This window comes from Mesorhizobium sp. B2-6-1 (assembly GCF_006440475.1).
Lineage (GTDB): Bacteria > Pseudomonadota > Alphaproteobacteria > Rhizobiales > Rhizobiaceae > Mesorhizobium.
On sequence record NZ_VFUH01000007.1, the window covers coordinates 1 to 17,546 of the forward strand.

Here is a 17,546-nt window from a genome sequence, read left to right on the forward strand (position 1 = left end):
CGGCAAGGGTGGGGGCAAGGGTGGAAGCAAGGGGTCAAGTCGTGACGGTGCGATGGAGATCGAAACCGGGCTGATACCCAGTTCAGTCAACGCAACAAACCCTACGCAGGTAAGATCTTTCAAAATTTTCGAAGGCAAGGGATGTCGCCGCGACTACGCACGGTTTTGCCCGACGAAACCGATGGGTAAATGCGACCTTGAAAGCCAGATCGAACGGCTTTCACCTGCGTGCAGAGATTTCGTCGAGAAGCATCGGTGAAGTTGCGTGGCTATTATGCTAATGTAGCTATCTCTCATTCGATGCGTCAGTCTGACGATAGGTCCTCAGCTGACCGTCTGTCGAGCATGGCCGCGGGAAATAAACATCCCTGGCCGGAGCCGGTTGCGGGGCCTGTAGCTGGAGGGCCGTCGACGGGCCATGAGGAGAAAAAGGGCGAGAAACCGGGATCGCGACGCAAATCCTATGTCCGACAATCGGAACATTGCCGCTGCGATCGAGGCTTGCTACGACGCCGCGTTCGAGTTTAGGCAGTGGCCCGCAGCGCTTCAAATGCTGGCCCACTCCCTAGGAGCCACAAGTTGCGTTATCCGCACCTGCGATCCAACTCACCCGTTTCGTAGCGATCAGCGATCGCCGACCGCGCTCAGACCCGATTCGACCGAACATGCCGAATTCGCCGCCCTTTGGATCGAAAGAATCGAAGGTGCTCCCGATCCGCATGAACGTAGACCGCGCAAGAGGTTGGCAAAACTGACAGACAGCTTCGTTGTCGAGGATGAGATCACCACTCGTGATGAGCGCGAGGTTCTCCCTTATTACCAAGAAATCGCGCGTCCAGGCGACCGGGAATGGTGGGCTGCAATAGACTTCATGGTGAAGGATCGAAGGTGGATGCTCTCGATGTTTCGTGACGCTCATAAGGGGCCATTCTACCGGAATGAAGCCGAGGATTTCTTGGCGATCGTTCCGTCGATGGTTCGCATCATCAGTGCTGCGGAAAAGGTTTGGGAAACGGCAGTCGAACCGAACCTGGCCATTCTGGATCGGATGGGAAGCGCAGCGCTGTTGCTGAATTGCCGAGGCCGCGTCACCCGCTACAATAAACACGCGGAAGCTCTGCTTGGTACTGGCCTCGTTATCCACGGTGGTCGTCTGCGGGCGGCAGATCGGCCCAGTGATTCACGCTTGCAGAGATTGATCGCAGGCGTGGTCAGCCAATGCGGCGACTTGAGCGACGGGGAGCCCGTTTTGATTGCTCGCGAGGGTTCGCCATGGCTTCTTGCTGAAGCCATTCCGATGACCTCGTTCGTCCATGACCTCTTTAACGGCGGAGACGCGCTCCTCTATTTTACCGATCTTGTGGCCGAACCGGCGCTACCCAAGCAACTGATAAGGCACGCCTTTCAACTAACAGCAGCCGAAACGCGGCTGGCCTGCCGCCTTGCCGATGGCCGAGGTATCGGCGCGGCAAGCTCTGCCCTGGGAATTGGCCGTGAAACCGCCAGAACCCAGCTCCGTGCAATATTCTCGAAAACAAGCACCGGAAGTCAGGCGGAACTCGCGAAGCTCTTGTCCCGATACCAAGGGTCCTCCACGCATTGAAGTCGCGGTGTCACCCGTTCGGGTGAAGCCCTGACGGTCCAAGGGTTGCACTCTGCGCTGAATCGGGGCCGTGGCACTTCACAACAACAGGCGCCGGTCTCGATCCGATACGTCTCAAGCGGGGCGGGCGGTCAGACGATATTTGGTTTTTGCAACGGCGCGTGCCTGAACCCCTCTGGTGTCCGACTAGTGCCTTCGGGCCGAAGAGGTGAGCAGAAAACATCGCGTCCGCTATTACATTAGCAGTAGGAAATATGTTGCCAAACGGCGGCGCGAGGCGGATCATCAACGCCCGCACCTCCGATCGAGAATTGGAAAGACAGGGCTGATCGGAGATTGCCGATCGTACCGAACGCCAGGAGGTTCAGATGAAACTGCGTGCTTGCCTGCCAAGTGCAGGATGGACAGCTATTGCCTTAATGAGTTTCGGCACAGGTGCTGCCATTGCTTACGCCGCGGACAGTCCGTTGCAGTCGCAGCTTGCGGCGCCAAGAGTATCGTTGCCGGGGGAACTCGACATCACACACTGCGTCGCTCTGGCCGCTGCCGGCCAATCACTGGCCCCGCAAGACTTGAAGGCCTACGAGGAGGCCCAGCCGCCATTGTGGGATGACCTGGGCTCCCTGAGCTATCCGATCAGCACAAAGAGCGCCGATGCCCAAAAATACTTTGACCAGGGGCTGCGGTTCGCCACCAACTTCAATCACGCGGAGGCGCGACGCGCCTTCCGCAAGGCACAAAGCCTCGATCCCGACTGTGCGATGTGCTTCCTCGGCGAGGCACTGGTCCTGGGCCCGAACATCAACGTGCCGATGGATCCCACCGCAAATGCACCAGCGATCACTGGTCTTCGAAAGGCGCAGGCGCTTTCATCCGGTGCCACCGAGAAGGAGCGGGGACTGATCGAGGCGGTCGCCACGCGGTATTCCGAAGATCCCAAGGCCGATCGAAACACCCTGAACGCCGCCTTCGCCGATGCAACTGCGGCGCTTTCCGACAAATATCCTGACGATCTCGAGCTCGCTGTGCTGGCCGCAGAGGCCGGCATGGACACGCAGCCTTGGGACTATTGGCAGCCGGGCGGCAAGGAACCCAAGGGCCGCACCGCCGACATCCAGAGGCGGCTGGAAGGCGTTCTCGCCAGGAAGCCCGACAATCCGATGGCGATTCACCTCTACATTCATCTTGTTGAGGCCTCGGATCGTCCGGAGCGCGCCGAGCCCTACGCGGACCGGCTAGCAGCGCTGATGCCGGGGGCCGGACACATCGTCCATATGCCGAGCCACATCTACTATCGCGTCGGCCGCTACACGGATTCGCTGAAGTCCAACGAAGCTGCCTCGAAAGTGGACGAGACCTATCTCGCCGAAACCGGCGCTACCGGTGTCTATCCGCTCGGCTACTATTCCCACAACGTGCACTTCGTATTGGTTTCGGCCCAGCTCCTCGGTGACTCGAAGACGGTGCTTGCAGAGGCTGAGAAGCTGGACAAGTTTCTGACTAACGAGGTGGCCACGGCAATACCGATCGTGCAGCCGGTGAAGGCAGCTCCGTATTTCGCCTGGGCGCAATATGCCGAACCGGATGCGATCCTGGCTAAGGCCGAGCCGGCCGGCGCGCCGCCTTACATCACATCGATGTGGCACTATGCGCGCGGCGTCGCCCTGGCCGAGAAGAAGGACGCCTCGGGCGCGCGAGTCGAGGCGGACGCCATCCACAAGATCGCTCAGGAAACCGACTGGTCGGTGCACGATGCCTGGGGAATCCCGGCATTGTCGGTCCTGCAAGTGGCCGAAGATGTCGTACGTGCCCGCGCTGCGCAGGCCGAGAATGACGTCGGCGGCTCGATAGCCTTCTGGAAGAAAGCGGTCGAAACGGAGGACACGATCCCCTACATGGAGCCTCCGTACTGGTATTATCCCGTGCGGCAGTCCCTCGGTGCCGCCCTCCTCAAGAACGGTCAGCCGGCGGACGCGGCGAAGGAGTTTGTGGCGGCGCTCCACCGCGCACGCAGCAGCGCCTGGGCACTGTTCGGGCTGCAGCAGGCGGCGGAGGCCCAAGGCGATACTGCCGCCGCAACGAAAGCCGCGGACGAACTTTCCAAAGCCTGGAAGGGCGATCCGGGCATACTGACGCTGGAACGGCTCTGAACCTCATCCCGGACGGGACCGCTGCGGTCCGTCGACCGGGCTCCAACCAATCACCCAATTTCCGATTTGTCGGAACGTCTGCAAGCGCTTTTCTGACGTTATTCGAACGGTAGAAATCCGCATGCAGGTTCCGTACAGATGACCGATGCGACCCCGGTGATCGGCTCTGGTTTCAGTCCGATTCAGGTCCGACAGTATCTGGCTTAAGCAGCAAAACGTGGTGATCCCGACAGGAATCGAACCTGTGACCTACAGATTAGGAATCTGCCGCTCTATCCTACTGAGCTACGGGACCACGCGGCCCGACACATAGCCGCTTCCGATCGTTTCGCCAAGGGGCGGGCCGAACACAATCGGCCGGCCCCTGCCGCCGCCAGGCCTCAGGCGGCGAGCGCGGTTTCGGCCAGCTTCACCCAGTAGCTCATGCCGTGCGGGATGGCCTCGTCGTTGAAGTCATAGGCCGGGTTGTGAAGGCCGGCGGTGTCGCCATTGCCAATGAAAATGAAGGCGCCGGGCCTGGCTTCCAGCATGTAGGAGAAGTCCTCGCCGCCCATCACGGGCTGGATGCCGCGGTGGACATGAGCGTCGCCGGCGACGTTTGCCGCGACGTCGCTGGCAAAAACCGTCTCTTCCGCATGGTTGAAGGTTACGGGGTAGTTCGCCTGGTAATCGACCTCGATCTTCGCGCCGAAGGCCGTGGCCAATCCGTCGCAGATGGCACGAATGCGCTCTTCCGACTTCTTGGCGATTTCCTTGCGCAAGGTGCGCACCGTGCCTGCGATCTCCGCCGATTCCGGGATGATGTTGTAGGCGTCGCCGGCATGGAATTTGGTCACCGACACCACCACCGCTTCAACCGGGTCGGTGCTGCGCGAGGCGATCGTCTGCAGGGCGCCGACCAACTGGCTGGTGATGACGATCGGGTCGATCGTGCCGTGCGGCATCGCCGCATGGCCGCCGCGGCCTTTCACGGTGATGGTGAATTCCGCGGTCGCCGCCATGATCGGGCCCGGCCGGATGGCGAACTGGCCGACCGGCAGGCCCGGCATGTTGTGCATGCCGAACACTTTCGCGATGTCGAAACGCTCCATCATGCCGTCCTTGACCATCTCGTTGCCGCCGCCGCCGCCTTCTTCGGCCGGCTGGAAGATGACCGCCACCGAACCGGCGAAGTTGCGGGTCTCGGCGAGATATTTCGCCGCACCCAAAAGCATCGCCGTATGGCCGTCATGGCCGCAGGCATGCATCTTGCCGGGAACGGTCGAGGCATAGGGCTTGCCGGTGATCTCGTTAAGCGGCAGCGCGTCCATGTCGGCGCGCAGGCCGATAGTGGCGCCTTCGCCCTGGCGGCCGCGAATGATGCCCACGACGCCGGTCTTGCCCAGCCCCGTCACCACATCGTCGCAGCCGAAGGCCTTCAGCTTCTCGGTGACGAAGGCGGCTGTCTTGAAGACGTCGAAATTCAGTTCCGGGGTCTGGTGCAGATGTCGTCGCCAGCCGGCAACCTCGTCCTGCATTTCGGCGGCACGGTTCAGGATTGGCATGATAGTTCCATCTCGCTGTTGGGGCAGGTCCGCTGCCTTGCAATTGTGATCGTCAGGCACTTTGCCATGTTGACGTCACATAGAGTAAATAGCACCGCAACAATGCGGTCCGTTTTTGAGGGCGGACTCATTTTGCTGGCGATCGCGTAAATCTTACGGAGCCAGGGGCGACTACGGCAAGAGGCGATTTCGGATTCGATCATGCGGCACAGGCATTTCCTCAAACTATTCTGCGCGGGCGCCGTGGCGTTCTCGGCGCTGGCCGGGCCGGCGCTGGCCAATCCGGTCGTGCTGTTCGACCTGAACAGCGGCAAGATCCTCCAGCATCAGGACGCGTTCAAGCGCTGGTACCCGGCATCGCTGAGCAAGCTGATGACGGCCTATGTGACCTTCCGGGCGATCGCGGCCGGCGAGGTCCGGCTCGATTCGCCGATCAAGGTAACGAAACATTCCGCCGCCGAGCCGCCGAGCAAGATGGGCTTCAAGCCAGGCTCGGTGATGCGGCTCGACAATGCGCTGAAGATGATGCTGGTCAAGTCGGCAAACGATATCGCCATGGCCGTCGGCGAGAATGTCGGGGGATCGCAGGCAGCCTTTGCCGAGCGCATGAACGCCGAGGCGGTCCGGCTCGGCATGAACGGAACGCATTTCGTCAATCCGAACGGGCTTTATTCGCCGGACCAGTACACCACAGCGCGCGACCTGGCCGTGCTGGTGACGGCGATCCGCCGCGAGTTTCCGCAATATGCGCCGTGGTTCTCGATCGAGGGGCTTGCGGTCGGCAAGAAGGCGATTCCCAACTACAACCTGTTGATCGGCCGCTATCCGGGGGCCGACGGCATGAAGACGGGCTTCGTCTGCCCCTCCGGCTTCAACATGATCGGTTCGGCGACCCGCAACGGCCGCACGCTGGTGGCGGTGGTGCTCGGCGAGAAGTCGGCGATCACCCGTGCCGAGGCCGCGGCCAAACTGCTCGACCAGGGTTTCGATACGCCTGCCGCCGGCTCGGCCACCATTGCCACGCTGGCGCCCTACGGCGACACCATCTCGCCCAACGACATGCGTGACGAGATCTGCAAGAAGAAGGCGCCGGCTGAGCAGTCCGAGGCTCCGCCCGTCGTCGCCAAGAACGTGCCGAAATCGCCCTACCAGGAAAAGCTCGACCACGTGCCGACACTGGTTGCCGTGGGGCTTGGCGGCGCGACCGGCCCGACCCCGCTGGCCATGCTCGCCCAGGGCAGCCAGGAATATGCCGACGTGCCCATTCCGACCTGGCGGCCGGACAGACCGGCGCCCGGCGCCGGCCCGACGGTGGCGGGCTCGGCTGCGCAGGGCGACCAACCCGTCAAGGTTGCGAACTAGGCAATGAGTGGTTTTCCCATCCCTGTTTCCGTGCTGACCGGTTTTCTCGGCGCCGGCAAGACGACGCTGCTCAACCGGCTCCTGAAGGACCCGGCGCTGGCCGACACGGCCGTCATCATCAACGAATATGGCGAAGTGGCGATCGATCACCTGCTGGTGGAACAGGCGTCCGACGGCATCATCCAGCTTTCGGACGGCTGCCTTTGCTGCACGGTACGCGGCGAACTGGTCGACACGCTGGCCGATCTGGTCGACCGGCTGCAGACCGGCCGCATCGCCCGCCTTGCCCGCGTCATCGTCGAGACCACCGGCCTTGCCGATCCGGCACCGGTGCTGCAATCGATCATGGCGCATCCGGCACTGGTCCAGGCTTTCCGGCTCGACGGCGTCATCACCTTGGTCGACGCGGTCAACGGCGATGCCACGCTCGACGCCCATGTCGAGGCGGTCAAGCAGGTCGCCGTCGCCGACCGCATCGTGCTCTCCAAAACCGACCTGGTCGCTGGTCCGGATGGACCGGAAGCGCTGCGGACGCGGCTGCGGCAGATCAATCCGGGCGCCGAACTGCTGGCTGTCGACGATGCGAAAACGAGCGTCGCGGCGCTGTTCGACTGCGGCCTCTATAACCCGGCGACCAAATCCGCCGATGTGCGGCGCTGGCTCGGCGAAGAAGCGATGCATAACCATGATCATCATGATCATGACGGGCATGACCACGGGCACGGCCACGACCACGGGCACCGGCACGATCAGCGCATCCGCACCCACTCCCTGGTGCATGACGGCCCGGTGCCGTTCTCGGCCATCGAGATGTTCCTCGATCTTTTGCGCTCCACGCATGGCGAGCGCCTGCTGCGCATGAAGGGCGTCATCGAACTCGAGGAAGATCCGTCGCGGCCGCTGGTGGTGCATGGCGTGCAGAAAATCCTGCATCCGCCGGCTCGATTGCCGTCCTGGCCGGACGGCCAGCGCGGCACCCGGCTGGTGCTGATCACGCTCGACATGCCCGAAGACTATGTAAGGCGACTGTTTGCCGCCTTCACCAACCGGCCCTCGATCGACACGCCCGACCGCGCGGCGCTGGAGAACAATCCCCTGGCGATCGCGGGACGCTGACCTTTACGACAGCTATTCGCCGCGCTCGACCAGGAAGCGGTGACCGCCTGATATGGCGGATGTCTCTACGAGATGATGACCAGAGTCGGCGCAGAACGCCGGAATGTCGATAACGGCGAGCGGATCGGTCGTTTCCAGCCAGAGCCGGCTGCGGGGCCGCATCCCGGCCAGCCGCTTCTTCGCCTTCAGCACCGGCAAAGGGCAGTTCAGCCCCTTCAGATCGTAGACGGTGACGTCGGTCACGGCGAAAAATGTCAGCCGCCGAACATGCCGAGCAGCTTGTTCTTCAGCCTCGTCACGCGGCTCTCGTCGGCACTTGCGGCCTGCGTTTCGGCCGGCGGTGCGGGCTCGGCCGGCGCTTCGATCGTCGCGGTGGCGACAGGGGCTTCCTTGGCGGTCTTGGCCGCTTCCTTTTCGGCCAGCGCCTGCGCCTTGGCGGCTTCCTTTTCGGCCAGCGCTTGCGCCTTGGCCTGCTTGGCAGCTTCTATCGCGGCCAGCCGCTGCTCCTCGGCTTTTTGCTTCGCGGCCTTTTCGGCATCGAGCGCGGCCATCTTGCGGCCGGCGGGCGAATCGATGCGGCCCATGCGCGCCGTCTCGGTGACCGAGCCGTCCGAGTTGAGCGATGGCGGGTCGATCGGCACGCGCTCGCCGCGCGCACGGCGCTTGGACCAGTCGGAGACGATGCTGGCTTCCTTGATGCCGGCGATGGTGGGCTTGGGCGCCGGCGTGCTTGCCTTGAGGGCGCCGTTGAACGCAGCCTCATACGTGCTCTGATAAGCACTGTAGGCGCTTTTCAGCGAATCCGGCTGCGTGGACGCAGGGCAGGGGCCGGTCGGATTGAATGTGGTGCCTTCGGGAGCCACCTGGTTGAAGACGTAGCGCTTCTCGCAAACGTCGACTTTCGGCGGTACCTTGGTGATCTCGAAATTGTCGTAGCCGACCTTCAGCATCTTCCAGAATTCGTAATTCGGGTCGTTGCGGTAGCGCGCCATGTTGGCGGCGGTCATGCGGAACGGGAAGGCCTGGATCTGGAACTCGGTCTGGCCGCCCTGGAAGGCATCGCGGCCGAACGCATAGATCTGCTCGATCTGGGCATCGGTCATCGAATAGCAGCCCGAAGACGAGCAGGCGCCGTGCACCATCAGGTTGGAGCCGGTGCGGCCGTTGGCGCGGTCATAGGCGTTGGGATAGCCGATGTTGAAGGACAGATGGTAGTTCGAGCGCGGGTTCATCTGCGCCGGACGCACGGTATAAAAACCTTCCGGCGCCTGGCGGTCGCCCTCGGTGTATTTCGGCCCGAGCTTGCCCGACCATTTGCAGATATCGTAGCTGGCGACCATGTCGTAGCGGCCGTTGGTCTTGGCCTTCCAGATTTCGAGCTTGCCCTCTTCCTTGAAGATGCGCGCCATCACCGAGGAGGTGCGCACCATGCCCTTGGCCCTCATGTCGGCCAGGATCTTGTCGGGCAGGGGCTTGTTGGCCTCCGGGGCAAAATCCTTCATCGACGAATCATTGCAGCCGGCAACGGCTATCGCGGTGATGAGAATTCCGGTGCGGGCAAGCTTGGCAAACATGGATAAGGCTACGTCTTCTCTTTCGGGCCAATGGCTTCGAAACGGCCGAGCCCGCATGCTGAACACAGACGGACCGTACGCCCGTTAACCTTGAAAATTCCTTACCGCAAGCCTCGGCCACCCCTCACGGCAATTCCATTGAACCGAATCCGGCGGCATTTTTGTGGCGAAATTGCTCATCGCCGCCACATTGCCGTGGAGCGTTGCCGTGGAGGCGGCTTGCGGCGGCCCGGTTGAGCCGCCAAATCGTGGTCAGAGGCTGCGGCCCATTGCCAGATACTTCTCGCGGCGCTGCTCGCGAAAATCCATGTTGGCGCCGGCAAAATCCTTCATCGTCTTGGCGATGAGATCGCCCGTCGCGGCAATCACCGTTTCGGGTGCGCGCTGGGCGCCGCCGATCGGTTCGGGAATGATGGCGTCGATGATCTTCAGTTCCAGAAGGTCCTGGGCGGTGATCTTCATGTTGGTCGCCGCGTCCTTGGAGCGCGTCGTGTCGCGCCACAGGATGGAGGCCGCGCCCTCGGGCGAGATCACCGAATAGATGGCATGTTCCAGCATGTAGACGCGGTTGGCGGTGGCGATGGCAATGGCGCCGCCCGAACCGCCTTCACCGATGACAACCGAAATCGATGGCACCTTGAGCGCAAGGCAGGCCGAGGTCGAACGGGCAATGGCTTCGGCCTGGCCGCGCTCCTCGGCGCCGACGCCGGGATAGGCGCCGGCCGTGTCGACCAATGTCAGCAGCGGGATCTTGAAGCGGTCGGCAAGCTCCATCAGCCGCACGGCCTTGCGATAGCCTTCGGGGCGCACCGAGCCGAAATTGTGCTTCAGCCGGCTCGCCGTGTCGGAGCCCTTCTCCTGGCCGAGGATCGCTACCGGTTCGCCGCGGAACCGGGCAAAGCCGCCGACGATCGCCTGGTCCTCGCCGAAATTGCGGTCGCCGGCGAGCGGCGTGAAATCGCTGAACAGGCCCTTGATGTAGTCGACGCAGTGCGGCCTGTCGGAATGGCGCGCCACCTGCACCTTCTGCCATGGGGTCAATGCCTTGTAGAGATCGCGCAGGGCATCGCGCGACCGCTTCTCGAGCCTGCTGATCTCGTCGGCGACATCGACCGCCTCGCCGTTCTCGGCAAGCTTCTTCAGTTCCAGGATCTTGAGTTCCAGATCCTGCACCGGCTTTTCGAAATCGAGGTAGTTGTACATGCTTGGGCGGACCGATACGTCGGAAGCAAAGACTGGCGGGACCCTGAAATCAGGGGCTCCGGGCGATGGAACGTCGCCCTCACATAGCGATATGAGGTCTAGTCGGCAAGCGGGTGATGATCGTTGACCAGCCGCACCAATCGCTCCTCCAGCACATGGGTATAGATCTGTGTCGTCGATATGTCGGCATGGCCAAGCAGTTGCTGGACGGCCCTGAGATCAGCCCCGTTCTGTAAGAGATGGCTGGCGAAAGCATGGCGAAGCACATGTGGCGAGACCTTGGCCGAGGCGATGCCGGCCCGGGCCGCCAGCCCCTTGAGGTCGCGAGCGAAGACCTGGCGCGAGAGGTAGCCGCTGTCCGACGCGGCAGGAAACAGGAACGGGCTGTCAGCGAAAGCGGGCACCTTGGCCCGGGCGGCGAGCCAGGCTCGCATCGCCGCGCGCGCCTTGGCCGACAGCGGCACCATGCGCTCCTTGTCGCCCTTGCCGCGCACCATGAAGAAACGGTCGTCGCGCTGCGCCACCGTCACCGGCAAGCCGACCAGTTCCGAAACGCGCAGGCCTGTCGCATAAAGCACTTCGACCAGCGCGTGCAGACGCAGCGCCGCCAGCCTGTCGCTGTCGCCGAGCCCGGCATCGCCGGCCTCCTGCGCGGCGCGGTCGATCAGCCGGCCGGTGTCGGCCTCGCTCATGGTCTTCGGCAGCGGGCGGCCTTTTTTCGGGCTGTCCAGCGTGCCGGTCGGGTCGTCGCGGCGCAGGCCCTCGGCGTAGAGGAATTTGAAGAACTGGCGGATCGCCGACAATTTGCGTGCCTGCGATGTCGGGGCGAAGCCGCGTGCGGCGATGTCGTCGAGATAGGCGCGGATGTCTTCGGCGCCGGCGCCGGCAAGACCGCCGGGGATTTCCTGCGAAGCGTCATCGAGGTCGCGGCGATAGGAGGAAAGCGTGTTTTCGGCGGCACCCCGCTCGGCGCTCATCATCTCCAGAAAGGCTTCGATGCGGGCAGCGCTGTTCATTTCCTGAAGTTTTTCTTCGGGCTCAGTTTTTCTTTGGGTTCAGCTTTTCCGCAGGGATGCGCACGCTCATTTCCGCCTTTTTCGGCTCGACGAACATCACCAACGCGAACATCGTACCATAGGCGATGCCCGCCAGAATCGCTGTTATCACGACAAGGCGAAACAGTGTCGGCATCAATCTTCGCCCGTCTTCTTGTTCTGCGTTTCCAAACCCTGTGCCCTTATGGGACGCCGATCCGGCCAATTCAAGCAAGAAGCTGAAGCGCGCCGGCAACTTCCAATGCAGCCGGTTCCTCGCTCGCGGGAGGCCAGCCTGCCTCAGTGCGCTTGACGCAACCGGGCTTTTCATGTCGATACGCCGGCAAAGAGGGCTTCGAGGCTGATGAACGCGCTACCAGCAAATCCTCCGGGCGGGAGCCATGCCGCGCTGCTGGGCAGGCTCGGCGGCCGCTCCATCGTCTTTGTCGGCCTGATGGGCGCCGGCAAGACCGCGATCGGCCGCAAGGTCGCCACCGTGCTGGCGCTGCCTTTCATCGACAGCGACCAGGAGATCGAAAACGTCTCGCGCATGACCGTTCCGGAACTGTTCGAACGCTATGGCGAAACGGAGTTCCGGGCGCTGGAGCAGCGCGTCATCCTGCGCGTGCTGGAAAACGGCCCGCAGGTGCTGTCGACCGGCGGCGGCGCCTTCATGAACGCACAGACGCGCGAGGCGATAGCGGCACATGGCGTGTCGGTATGGCTGAAGGCCGAACTCGACCTTTTGATGGACCGGGTCTCCAAGAAACAGAACCGGCCGCTGCTGAAGAGCCCCGATCCGCGTGGCGTGCTCGAGCGGCTGATGAGTGAACGCTATCCGGTCTATGCGACATCGGACGTCACCGTGCCGACCCGCGACGACCGCAAGGAAGTCATCGCGGCCGAGGTGGTGGAGGCGCTGTGCCGGCATTTCGATATAGCCCAGACCACTCCCGCGGGCGAGGTCGAACCATGAGCGCCGCTGCTGCCGTTGCCGTCGAGGTCGGACTTGGCGAGCGGGCTTACGACATCCTGATCGGGCCGGGGCTTTTGTCGCACGCCGGCGCCGAGATGTCGCGCCGCCTGCCGGGCCGACGCGTCGCAGTCGTGACCGACGAAAACGTCGCGGCGGCGCATCTCCATACGCTGAAGGCCGGTCTGCTCGAGAGCGGCATCGAGCCCGCCGTGATCACGCTGCCGCCCGGCGAGAAAACCAAGAGTTTCGCGCATCTCGAAGAGGTGGTGGACGGCGTCCTGGCCGCGAAGCTGGAACGCGGCGACGTCGTCATCGCCCTCGGCGGCGGCGTCATCGGCGACCTGGCCGGCTTTGCCGCCGGCATCGTGCGCCGCGGCATGAACTTCGTGCAGATCCCGACCTCGCTCCTGGCGCAGGTCGATTCCTCGGTCGGGGGCAAGACCGGCATCAACAGCGCGCGCGGCAAGAACCTGGTCGGCGTCTTCCATCAGCCGAAGCTGGTGCTGGCCGATACCGGAGTGCTCGATACGCTGCCGATCCGCGAATTTCGCGCCGGCTATGCCGAACTCGCCAAATACGGGCTGATCGACCGGCCCGAATTCTTCGCCTGGCTGGAGAAAAACTGGGCCAGCGTGTTCGCCGGCGGACCGGAGAGGGTGGAGGCCATCGCCGAGGCCTGCCGCGCCAAGGCGGATGTCGTTGCCCGCGACGAGTTCGAGACCGGCGACCGCGCGCTCCTCAATCTCGGCCACACTTTCGGCCATGCGCTGGAGGCCGCCACCCGATATGACGGCGCCCGCCTCGTCCATGGCGAGGGGGTCGCCATCGGCATGGCGCTGGCGCATCGCTTCTCGTCGCGGCTCAACCTGGCCAGTCCAGACGACGCGGCGCGCGTCGAGGCGCATCTCAACACGGTGGGACTGCCGTGGCGGATGGCTGACATTCCCGGCGAACTGCCCGACGCCGATGCACTGCTTGGCTTCATCACCCAGGACAAGAAAGTGTCGCGCGGCGCGCTGACCTTCATCCTGACGCGCGGCATCGGAGAGGCCTTCATCGCCAAGGACGTGCCGGCCTCGGAAGTGCTGTCGTTCCTCAGGGAGAACCACCCGAGCGCGACGGAAAGCCGTCCGGGCCGGCAAGGAAGCCGTCCGGACAGGCAAGGAAGCCGTCCGAAATGAACGGGGCCGGCTGGATCGTCGTCGCTTTCCTTGCCGTCCTCATCCTGTTGGCCGTCGCCATGCGCACGCGCCTGCTTGCCGCTTTCGGCTATGAACTGTCGCGCATCGAGCCGCAGCGTTCGAGCGGGGACGAGCTGCGCGGCGCCGTCGACGATTTCCGCCGTGACGGCCAGGTGGTGCGCGAGGAGCGCGATCGCATCGGCGGGTTGTTCGACCTCGAGGAGCTCGAAGTCTCCGACGTCATGATCCACCGCACCAATATGCGCTCGGTCAACGCCGACAATGCACCGGAAGCCGTGGTGCGCGAAATCCTGCAGAGCCCGCACACCCGCATGCCTTTGTGGAAGGGGTCGCTCGACAACATTGTCGGCGTGCTGCACGCCAAGGACCTGCTGCGCGCCCTCAACGATGTCGGCAACGACTTCTCCAGGATCGATGTGATGAAGATCGCGTCAAAGCCCTGGTTCGTGCCCGATACGACGACATTGCAGGAACAGCTCAACGCCTTCCTGCGCCGCAAGGCGCATTTCGCCGTCGTCGTCGACGAGTATGGCGAGGTCGAAGGGCTGGTGACGCTGGAGGACATCATCGAGGAGATTGTCGGCGAGATCGCCGACGAGCACGATGTCGACATACAGGGCGTCAAGCAGGAGGCGGACGGTTCCGTCGTCGTCGACGGAACCGTGCCGATCCGCGACCTGAACCGGGCGCTCGACTGGGACCTGCCGGACGAGGAGGCAACCACCATCGCCGGCCTGGTCATCCATGAGACGCAGTCGATCCCCGAGGAGAAGCAGGCCTTCACCTTCCACGGCAAGCGTTTCATCGTCATGAAACGCGACAAGAACCGCGTCGCCAGGCTCAGGATCAGGCCGGCAGGCGACAGCTGAACGGTCCATCGTGTCGCAGACACGCACAACCGCGTCATCCCTGATGCTCAACAGTCCTTGGTCGAGCGTTCGCCGACCATTGCGTCGGTGTCGGCGTCGACGGCCGCCAGGCTGACTTCATAGCCCCAGAGATGCCGGATGTGGCGAAGGGTCGCGTCGCGGCTGTCATTCTCCAGCACGACCCCATTCTTCACCTTGTGCTGTAGCCGCAAATGCCGGTCGCCGAGCAGGTCCACGTCCACAACCTGGATGTCGGGCCGGCTCGCGCCCACATCATAGCTGTGGGCCAGCGCGGCGCGTATGTTGTTGTAGCCCCGCTCGTTGTGGATCGATGCGACTTCGTAGTGCGGTTGGTCGGCTCCATCGGCCAGGACGAAGAGCCGCCATTTTCGTATCAAGGTCGGGCTGAGATACTGGCGAATGAAGGATTCGTCGCGGTGGTTGGCCCAGGCGTCGAGCAGCGTCTCAAGCCAGTCGCCACGGCCGGCTATGTCCGGGAACCAGTCGCGATCTTCGGCTGTCGGCTCGGTCGAGATGCGCTGAATGTCCTGCATCATGTCAAGCCCGAGCGCGTAGGGGTTGATGCCGGAAAACCGCTGGTCGTCGAAGGATGGCTGGAAGATCACGTTCGAGTGGTTGCGCAGGATTTCGAGCATCGCGCCTTCGGTGATCCGGCCACGGTCGAACAGCATGTTCATGAGCGTGTAGTGCACGAAAGTGGCGCAGCCTTCGTTCATCACCTGGGTTTGCCGCTGCGGGTAAAAATACTGCGCAATGACGCGGACGATCCTGAGGATCTCGCGCTGCCAGGGTTCGAGGACAAGGCTGTTCTTCTCAAGGAAATAGAGCAGGTTTTCCTCGGGCAGATTGAGCGATTTCTTCCGCTCCGACACGCCTTCATCGCCCGCTTCGGAGTTGTCGGCGTCCTGCGCGGGCGGCAGGGTGCGCCATAAGTCATTGTAGGAACGCTCCTCGTATTCGAGGCGCTCGCGAAGTCCCTCGCGCTGCTGCTCCGACGACAGTTTCGGCGGCCGGTGATACCGGAACACGCCTTGCTCCATCAGCGCGTGTGCGGAATCGAGAATGGCTTCCACGGCAGCCAGGCCGTGCCGCTCCTCGCACCGGGCGATGTAGCCCTTGGCAAAGTCCAGATAGCTCAGGATCCCTCCGGCATCCGTCCATTGGCGGAAAAGGTAATTGTTCTTGAAGAAGTGATTGTGTCCAAGTGCTGCATGGGCGGTCACCAAGGCCTGCAGCGCCATGGTGTTTTCCTCCATCAGGTAGACGATGCACGGATTGGAATTGATGACCAATTCATAGGCCAGCCCGCGACCGCCTTTGCGATAGAGAAGCTCGTTGTAGAGGAAATGCTTGCCGAACGACCAATGCCGGTACATCAGCGGCATGCCGACCGACGAGTAGGCGTCGAGCATCTGCTCGGAAGAGATGACCTCCATCTGCACCGGATAGGTGTCGAGATGAAGCTGGTCGACCGCAATCGCCTCGATCTCCTCATAGACCCGCGACAGCTTTTTGAAATCCCAGTCGGATCCGGAGAAAAGCAACCCCGATTTGTTGGCCTGGCCAGCCATCCGGCACCCCTTACGCGCTCTTGGCCATAGCCGGCTGCCTGGCGAAAAGCTGGCGAAATACCGGGTAGATATCGGCCGGAGCGGCGATGCGCCTCATCTGGAAGTTCGGCCATTTTTGCTCGACGGCGCTATAGGCGCGCCAGAGCGAGGTGCCATTTTCGGTCGAGCCGAAAATATGACTTTCGCGTTCGTCGATGATCTCCACATAGGCGAAATACTGGCACAGGCGCATGAGCTTGCCGTGGAGCAGTTCTATGCAGCGCTGCGAGTCGGTGGCGAAATTGTCACCGTCCGAAGCCTGGGCCGCATAGATGTTCCACTCCGTGGCCGGATAGCGTTGTTCTATGATGCGTTGCATTTCCTCCAGCGCGGTGGAAACGACCGTGCCTCCGCTTTGCGTGCAGTAGAAGAATGTCTCTTCGTCCACCTCCTGGGCCTCGTGCGTGTGGCGGATGAAGACGATCTCCGTGCGCTCATAGCGTCGGGTCAGGAACAGGTGCAGCAGAACGAAGAAGCGCTTGGCCAAATCCTTCTCGCGCTCGCCCATCGACCCGGAGACGTCCATCAGGCAGAACATGACGGCGCTGGCATTCGGCACCGGCTGCGGGTCGAAGCGATTGAAGCGGATGTCGACGGGATCGACAAAGGCAATACGCTTTCGGCGGCGCTCCAGCCGCTCGAGTTCCTCCCGCAAAGTCAAGATGCGTTCGCGGGTCGCGGCGTTTGGCGGCTTCGATTCCAGTTTGGCGAGCTGCTGGAGGATCGCATCCAGCTCCGGCTGCTTTGGGCGCCCAAGCGCGATACGGCGGGCGTGGCTGTTTCGCATCGTGCGCCCGACATTAATGTTGGTCGGTGATCCTGTTGCCGCGAAACCTGCCCGCCTTGGCTTGAATGCGAGTATCTGCTTGAGATTGAGCTTGACTAGATCCGGCAGTTCGAGATCCTCGAAAAAGAGGTCGAGAACTTCCTCGCGCGAAAGCACGAAGCGAAAGTCGTCCTCGGATGCCGTGTTTCCCGGCGACGAGGAACCTGCGCCGCCCTGCCCGGGTTTGGGCACCAGGTCACCGGGAATGAACGTCCTGTTTCCTGGCAGGATGTGCTGGCGCTGGCCACTGTCCCTGGCATCGCTGAAGGTCGGTTCGCTGGTGCCTCTGTGAGGCATCGGCACGGCATGCCCGCTGTCCACATCGGCGATCCGGCCCGTCCTTATCTGGTCACGGATGCTCCGCTTGAGTTCTTCCCGCGCGCGCCTGAGAAAGCGCTGGCGATTGCCCAGGTTCTTGTCCTTCGGATTGAGGCGGCGGTCGATGAAGATCGGCAT

The 17,546-nt window shown here is 62.8% G+C and carries 16 protein-coding genes and 1 tRNA gene; 8 read left to right on the top strand and 9 right to left on the bottom strand.

Features of this window, described 5'->3' with window-relative positions; genetic code table 11:
• The 3 genes from FJ443_RS31410 to FJ443_RS15745 form a co-directional block, all read left to right on the top strand.
• On the top strand, positions 1-259 hold a 259-nt coding region (locus FJ443_RS31410; protein WP_210239552.1), incomplete at its 5' end, for a hypothetical protein.
• Positions 260-463: 204 nt separating this feature from the next.
• On the top strand, positions 464-1,603 hold the full coding sequence (locus FJ443_RS15740) for a helix-turn-helix transcriptional regulator (protein ID WP_140664809.1): 1,140 nt from the start codon (positions 464-466) through the stop codon (positions 1,601-1,603).
• 368 nt (positions 1,604-1,971) lie between these two features.
• Positions 1,972-3,753, top strand: coding sequence for a hypothetical protein (locus tag FJ443_RS15745; RefSeq protein ID WP_140664812.1), 1,782 nt, complete (start codon positions 1,972-1,974; stop codon positions 3,751-3,753).
• Positions 3,754-3,971: 218 nt separating this feature from the next.
• On the opposite strand, the gene FJ443_RS15750 is transcribed toward FJ443_RS15745, so the two are convergent.
• Together FJ443_RS15750 and FJ443_RS15755 are read right to left on the bottom strand one after the other, a co-directional pair.
• Positions 3,972-4,048, bottom strand: a tRNA-Arg gene (locus FJ443_RS15750).
• A gap of 85 nt (positions 4,049-4,133) precedes the next feature.
• Positions 4,134-5,297 carry a M20 aminoacylase family protein gene (locus FJ443_RS15755; protein WP_140513917.1) on the bottom strand — a complete coding sequence of 388 codons (1,164 nt, stop codon included), beginning with the start codon at positions 5,295-5,297 and terminating at the stop codon, positions 4,134-4,136.
• 201 nt (positions 5,298-5,498) lie between these two features.
• Between FJ443_RS15755 and FJ443_RS15760 the strand changes: the two genes are divergently transcribed.
• Both FJ443_RS15760 and FJ443_RS15765 read left to right on the top strand, forming a co-directional pair.
• Entirely contained in the window at positions 5,499-6,659 is a 1,161-nt protein-coding gene (locus FJ443_RS15760; RefSeq protein WP_140500747.1) for a D-alanyl-D-alanine carboxypeptidase family protein, read from the top strand.
• A 3-nt stretch (positions 6,660-6,662) separates the two neighbouring features.
• Positions 6,663-7,775 carry a GTP-binding protein gene (locus tag FJ443_RS15765; RefSeq protein ID WP_140565828.1) on the top strand — a complete coding sequence of 371 codons (1,113 nt, stop codon included), beginning with the start codon at positions 6,663-6,665 and terminating at the stop codon, positions 7,773-7,775.
• Positions 7,776-7,787: 12 nt separating this feature from the next.
• On the opposite strand, the gene FJ443_RS15770 is transcribed toward FJ443_RS15765, so the two are convergent.
• From FJ443_RS15770 to FJ443_RS15790, 5 genes are all read right to left on the bottom strand, one after another.
• Positions 7,788-8,018, bottom strand: a complete 231-nt coding sequence (locus tag FJ443_RS15770; protein WP_181165390.1) for a sulfurtransferase TusA family protein — start codon at positions 8,016-8,018, stop codon at positions 7,788-7,790.
• Positions 8,019-8,029: 11 nt separating this feature from the next.
• Positions 8,030-9,349: a murein L,D-transpeptidase family protein gene (locus FJ443_RS15775; RefSeq protein ID WP_140500750.1), complete on the bottom strand. Its 1,320-nt coding sequence runs from the start codon at positions 9,347-9,349 to the stop codon at positions 8,030-8,032.
• A gap of 252 nt (positions 9,350-9,601) precedes the next feature.
• Positions 9,602-10,552, bottom strand: a complete 951-nt coding sequence (locus tag FJ443_RS15780) for an acetyl-CoA carboxylase carboxyltransferase subunit alpha (protein ID WP_140525771.1) — start codon at positions 10,550-10,552, stop codon at positions 9,602-9,604.
• Between the two features lie 98 nt (positions 10,553-10,650).
• The gene (locus FJ443_RS15785; RefSeq protein ID WP_140513912.1) at positions 10,651-11,568 is read right to left on the bottom strand and encodes a site-specific tyrosine recombinase XerD; all 918 of its coding nucleotides are present in this window, start codon (positions 11,566-11,568) and stop codon (positions 10,651-10,653) included.
• Between the two features lie 22 nt (positions 11,569-11,590).
• Positions 11,591-11,743, bottom strand: a complete 153-nt coding sequence (locus tag FJ443_RS15790; protein WP_140513945.1) for a histidine kinase — start codon at positions 11,741-11,743, stop codon at positions 11,591-11,593.
• A 207-nt stretch (positions 11,744-11,950) separates the two neighbouring features.
• Between FJ443_RS15790 and FJ443_RS15795 the strand changes: the two genes are divergently transcribed.
• Genes FJ443_RS15795 through FJ443_RS15805 form a run of 3 tightly spaced genes read left to right on the top strand, consistent with a single transcriptional unit; the run spans position 11,951 to position 14,633 of the window.
• Entirely contained in the window at positions 11,951-12,562 is a 612-nt protein-coding gene (locus FJ443_RS15795) for a shikimate kinase (protein ID WP_140500753.1), read from the top strand.
• Positions 12,559-13,743 carry a 3-dehydroquinate synthase gene (gene aroB / locus FJ443_RS15800; RefSeq protein ID WP_140525768.1) on the top strand — a complete coding sequence of 395 codons (1,185 nt, stop codon included), beginning with the start codon at positions 12,559-12,561 and terminating at the stop codon, positions 13,741-13,743. Before FJ443_RS15795 ends, aroB begins: the two co-directional genes overlap by 4 nt.
• A complete protein-coding gene (locus FJ443_RS15805) occupies positions 13,740-14,633 on the top strand; it encodes an HlyC/CorC family transporter (protein WP_140664815.1) in 894 nt (297 codons plus the stop codon). Before aroB ends, FJ443_RS15805 begins: the two co-directional genes overlap by 4 nt.
• Before the next feature lie 47 nt (positions 14,634-14,680).
• Here FJ443_RS15805 and FJ443_RS15810 read toward each other — a convergent pair whose 3' ends face one another.
• A complete protein-coding gene (locus FJ443_RS15810; RefSeq protein ID WP_140500756.1) occupies positions 14,681-16,225 on the bottom strand; it encodes a SpoVR family protein in 1,545 nt (514 codons plus the stop codon).
• Between the two features lie 10 nt (positions 16,226-16,235).
• The gene (locus FJ443_RS15815; protein ID WP_140500757.1) at positions 16,236-17,546 is read right to left on the bottom strand and encodes a YeaH/YhbH family protein; all 1,311 of its coding nucleotides are present in this window, start codon (positions 17,544-17,546) and stop codon (positions 16,236-16,238) included.

What these genes read in the sequence shown, in the direction of transcription:
- FJ443_RS15740 (WP_140664809.1), top strand. Translation starts at nt 464, where the DNA reads ATGTCCGACAATCGGAACATTGCCGCTGCGATCGAGGCTTGCTACGAC.
- FJ443_RS15745 (WP_140664812.1), top strand. Translation starts at nt 1,972, where the DNA reads ATGAAACTGCGTGCTTGCCTGCCAAGTGCAGGATGGACAGCTATTGCC.
- FJ443_RS15755 (WP_140513917.1), bottom strand. Translation starts at nt 5,297, where the DNA reads ATGCCAATCCTGAACCGTGCCGCCGAAATGCAGGACGAGGTTGCCGGC.
- FJ443_RS15760 (WP_140500747.1), top strand. Translation starts at nt 5,499, where the DNA reads ATGCGGCACAGGCATTTCCTCAAACTATTCTGCGCGGGCGCCGTGGCG.
- FJ443_RS15765 (WP_140565828.1), top strand. Translation starts at nt 6,663, where the DNA reads ATGAGTGGTTTTCCCATCCCTGTTTCCGTGCTGACCGGTTTTCTCGGC.
- FJ443_RS15775 (WP_140500750.1), bottom strand. Translation starts at nt 9,349, where the DNA reads ATGTTTGCCAAGCTTGCCCGCACCGGAATTCTCATCACCGCGATAGCC.
- FJ443_RS15780 (WP_140525771.1), bottom strand. Translation starts at nt 10,552, where the DNA reads ATGTACAACTACCTCGATTTCGAAAAGCCGGTGCAGGATCTGGAACTC.
- FJ443_RS15785 (WP_140513912.1), bottom strand. Translation starts at nt 11,568, where the DNA reads ATGAACAGCGCTGCCCGCATCGAAGCCTTTCTGGAGATGATGAGCGCC.
- FJ443_RS15790 (WP_140513945.1), bottom strand. Translation starts at nt 11,743, where the DNA reads ATGCCGACACTGTTTCGCCTTGTCGTGATAACAGCGATTCTGGCGGGC.
- FJ443_RS15795 (WP_140500753.1), top strand. Translation starts at nt 11,951, where the DNA reads ATGAACGCGCTACCAGCAAATCCTCCGGGCGGGAGCCATGCCGCGCTG.
- aroB (WP_140525768.1), top strand. Translation starts at nt 12,559, where the DNA reads ATGAGCGCCGCTGCTGCCGTTGCCGTCGAGGTCGGACTTGGCGAGCGG.
- FJ443_RS15805 (WP_140664815.1), top strand. Translation starts at nt 13,740, where the DNA reads ATGAACGGGGCCGGCTGGATCGTCGTCGCTTTCCTTGCCGTCCTCATC.
- FJ443_RS15810 (WP_140500756.1), bottom strand. Translation starts at nt 16,225, where the DNA reads ATGGCTGGCCAGGCCAACAAATCGGGGTTGCTTTTCTCCGGATCCGAC.
- FJ443_RS15815 (WP_140500757.1), bottom strand. Translation starts at nt 17,546, where the DNA reads ATGCCGATCTTCATCGACCGCCGCCTCAATCCGAAGGACAAGAACCTG.